The organism is Roseateles sp. P5_E11 (assembly GCF_054049355.1).
The window spans coordinates 1-2,467 of record NZ_JBFUMO010000729.1 but is presented as its reverse complement, the minus strand read 5'-3'; the positions used below and the strand labels follow the sequence as shown (position 1 = coordinate 2,467).

General features: G+C 62.5%; 1 protein-coding gene and 1 pseudogene. Both read right to left on the bottom strand.

What is annotated here, in order from left to right; genetic code table 11:
* Positions 1-1,380: hypothetical protein (locus ACXJKR_RS29810; protein ID WP_457325920.1), on the bottom strand; the 1,380-nt coding region annotated here is incomplete at its 3' end.
* Positions 1,377-2,467: pseudogene (locus ACXJKR_RS29805) on the bottom strand (hypothetical protein); the annotation flags it as partial. The gene ACXJKR_RS29810 and the pseudogene ACXJKR_RS29805, both read right to left, overlap by 4 nt.

The following is a 2,467-nucleotide window of genomic DNA, read 5'->3' as shown; positions in this document are numbered from 1 at the left end:
GTGCTTGAAGTGCTCCTTCAGATAGCGCAGATCGCCGAACTGACTCTTTGCTGCGTAGTGCGCGAACGTGCGACGGAATTGATGGCTCGCCAACGCCCAATCCAACCCACAGCGGACCCTGGCGAAGTTGCGCAGTTCATCGAACCAACCGTGCAGCGACAAGGTTCGAACAAGCCCGGAGGAGCTGCTCTTCCCCAGGAAGAGCGCCGAGCTATGACGTTGCGCTTCGGCGATCTCTGGATCGCGTGCGTCCGTTGCGCGCCGCAAGGCAATCTCTTCCGCAATTGCATTCTGGTACGGCAGGGCCCACCGCTCCATGACGCGAAGTGCCTCGACGCCAGCGTGCGAAATCATCCAGGTGGTGAGTCCCTCGTCAGTCTTCGCAGAGACAGAACGCATCCACCAGACCACATCGGCTTCCACCCCGGGTGCGCCGTCGGCGCCAGTGTCGCTCTGCGTGCTGAAGACTGCGCCAGTCTGAAGCCAGGCCAGCTCATGGTTTCTGCATCCAGACACGCTGGCCAGCACCACGTAGCAGGCCCTTCGGACGTCCATCAGCTCCTTGGCAAGCCCGGCAAGGCCGGTCTGCCAGCCGAGTTCAAGCAGCCGCAGCGACTGCGCCCTGGCGGCGGCGCGAAGGTGGAGATGCCGTTTGGCGGCTTTGACTCGGTCCATCTGGTCCCGGAGGTCCAGAAGGGTTGGTGCGCGCTCAACGATGGCCCATGAGGTTTGGAACAGGGTGGTGAAGACGTCATCCGGCATCAAGGGCGTCTTGTGCTGACGCGCAACCGATCCGGACAGCCCTGCCATGTGTTTGGCAGAGGTCTCGGGCCATGGATGCACCGGCATCGCGTCAGTGGTGTGCTGGCTCAGCTCGAACAAGCTCTCAACGGCGCGCAGCTTGCGGTCAAGGGTAGCCGCCTTCAAGGGCTTGCCGTTCGCCGTGCGATGTTCTTTGAGGACCTTCACGTAGGACGTGCAAACGAGGCGCGTGATTTCGTCGAGCCGCGTGATCTTGCAGCTGCGCAGGTGCCTCATGAACGCCAGCAGGTCGTTGAACAAACCTAGGACAGTGCTCGCCTCGGGGCGCTTGCCTCCTGCGCGCCCACGCATATGGAAGCGGTACATCGCCTGGCGGACCGAGTCGCGGAGCTCTTCGTCCACGAGATCGAAGACAACGCCAATCTTGCGGTTCGTTGTCTTGCCGAGCCGTTCCCAGCGCGGATCGCTATAGCGGCTCACGACAACCCAGGCACCGTCTACCTTGCGGGCCGAGATGACCAATGCGTCGCGTTGTTCGGCGCTGAGCTCGCGCACGTGGGGCTGTTGCGCAAGCAGGAACGGCGCGGCCTCTGACGTGTGGCTGGCCATCGCGTTCATGCGACAGCCCCTGAAGCTTGCAAGAGATCAATGTCGCTCATTACAGTGTCCGAGGCCCAGAACGGGTGCGGGGTGTGGCGTGCACGCTCCCTGGCCGCTTCGACCTGCGCCGCCTTGAACACACCATTGGCGATCCCCGTCTGGATCACGTCGCGCTCAATGAGCCTGGGGATGTGCGCCAGCTGCTGCCGCCATTTGCGCCGATCGACGTTGACCTGCTCCCGCAAGATGCGGAAGTAGAAGGAGAAGAGCCGCCATAGATCGTCGCCAGTGACCACGTAGTTGCGGCAGCGAAGGCAGTTCAGGAAGCTGCTGCACACGGAACCATGCCGCTTGGGCGCGTAGTCACCCTCCTTCGGGTCCGAGCACTGGCCTACCGGCGTGCGCGCGGTTGTGCCAAGGGTTCCGGCGAGTAGTTCCTTCACCAGGATCTTCCCCATGAAGGCCCAATTGCGCTGAGCGGACTCGCTTGGGCGAAGGTAGCTCTGACCGGTAACTTGGAGGCTGTTTCCGGCGGCCGCCGCCGCCGCGACGATGTTCCCATCGAGCAACTCGTAGATGCGGTTCACGAAGGTCTTACGCAGCCGACTCACGTTGATCGACAGTGGCTTGCCGTCGAGGTCGCGAAGTTGGTAGTCGTCGACGAGCTTGTTGATCGCCAGCCACAGGGTCGCAGTGCTCAATGCCGTGATTCCACCGGCGAAGGACTTGGATCGATAGAGCCAGACCCGCTCACGTAGTTCGGGCGATGCCTCTACTCTGAGTTTCTCGGTGCCAGCGATGACGCGCCGGAGCAGTTGCAATACGGTTGGCCGGAGCGTGGGTGTCGATTCGACTACGCGCGTGATCTTCGATTCCCCTCGAAGGATGACCTTGCTGGTGGTATGGCCCCGTCTCTTGTAGACGACGAGGAAGGCTGTGTTGTCCTTCGGGTGGGTGCGCAGGCAGTCCACGGGCAGCTCGAGCAGCGGGGTGGTGTTGCGGCCCGTATGCAAGGCGACAACAAGCAGCGCGTACGCCAGAAGCTCCCCAGTGGGTTCGCCGTCAGAGGTCAGCAGAGGCATCACGGCCGTTTTCACTGCTGTCG